Source organism: Leptospira levettii, assembly GCF_002812085.1.
Lineage (GTDB): Bacteria > Spirochaetota > Leptospiria > Leptospirales > Leptospiraceae > Leptospira_A > Leptospira_A levettii.
The window spans coordinates 1-1,354 of record NZ_NPDM01000013.1 but is presented as its reverse complement, the minus strand read 5'-3'; the positions used below and the strand labels follow the sequence as shown (position 1 = coordinate 1,354).

Annotated in this window: 1 protein-coding gene and 1 pseudogene; both read right to left on the bottom strand. The window is 39.5% G+C overall.

Annotation, left to right across the window (positions count from 1 at the left end; translation table 11 throughout):
• Positions 1–27: 27 nt before the first annotated feature.
• Positions 28–843: an integrase core domain-containing protein gene (locus CH354_RS18255; RefSeq protein WP_243396155.1), complete on the bottom strand. Its 816-nt coding sequence runs from the start codon at positions 841–843 to the stop codon at positions 28–30.
• Positions 844–969: 126 nt separating this feature from the next.
• A pseudogene (locus tag CH354_RS18490) lies at positions 970–1,254 on the bottom strand (leucine zipper domain-containing protein); the annotation flags it as partial.
• Positions 1,255–1,354 lie beyond the last annotated feature (100 nt).

The window sequence follows — 1,354 nt, the reverse complement described above, 5'->3', positions numbered from 1 at the left end:
GGTATGACTTCAGGACATGTGTAACGGTTAAGCATCAGGAGAGGGGTAACACTTTTTAGTTAACTTTCTTGGTTTATGAACTTTGTATGAGTTAGGATCAGAAATGATCAAGAATAAATTTTGATCGATGAGACCTAGTTTATTAGAACCGAACCAAATGGAAACGGATTCATTTTCTTTTTTGATCCCCACATTAAAACCGTTAAATGGATTTCCAACCATGATGAGGTTTCCATTGTAATTGATATAACCTCTGTCATTGACATGCCTTTTTTTGAACCCGTAAGGATAAGAAATGAGTAAATCAGCATTCGGATCGAATAGTTTGTTAGATTTCACATAGACTTGTTCAGGAGTCTTCATAGCAAGAGCTTCATGAGGTCTATTTCTGTTAAAATCGATTCTCCATTTGTCGAAGAGTTTTTGGAAGAGGGTGATGTTTCCCACAATCTCATGTTGTAATTCGCGAGCCATGTCCCTATGCATGCGCTCATGAGCGCCATTCTGGTAAGGTTTGCCAGGTTGTATGCGATCGAGCTTAATTCCAAGAGAGAGCCACCAAACAGAGAGTTTAGTGAGTCCCCAAAGGGACTGCATAGAGGCGAAAGGAGGCCCATTGTCAGAGCGAATGACATCAGGTAATCCGTAGATAGAGAATAACCTAGTAAATTCAGCTTTTACGGAAGGAATGTCGCCTTTCTTAAGAGTCTTGATAGAGAGAATGTATTTGGAGAAATCATCACGAACAGTGAGAGGGTTCACTTTTTCACGTTCAGGAGTGTACCACCAACCTTTGAAGTCAACAGTCCAAACATGGTTAGGTCTAGTCGCTTTCTCGGGCATAGAGATTCTTTGCCCTGAGTTTGTAGGTCTTCTTTTTCTCTTAGTATCTAGTAGTCCTGCTTTCTTAAGTATACGTTCAATAGTAGATCTGTTAGGAGCTTTACGATCAGGGAATTGTTTCTTATAAAGTTCTAGTATTTTCTTAGCACCCCAGAACTTTCTATTGTTCTTAATCTTAATGATCTCTAGAATTGTTTCTTCAGCAATCTTAGCTGGAGAGTTTTTTGGAGTCTTCTTCCTATCCAGAAGTCCTTCTTTTCCTTCTCTTAGAAACCTTTCTTTCCACTTATACCCACACTTAGTGGAGATGCCATACTGAGCACATAGCTGAGTAAAATTGACGCCATTCTGGAACGAATCCAGAACGAATTGAAATCTTAAATCCACGGTATTAAACTCCTTCCAAGGCATCCCTAAAGCCCTCCTAAAAAGGTAATCTAAAGGGATGAATAACTTGAAAGTGTTACCTATGTCTTGCTACAAAAGTGTTACCCATGTCCTGAGGCATACA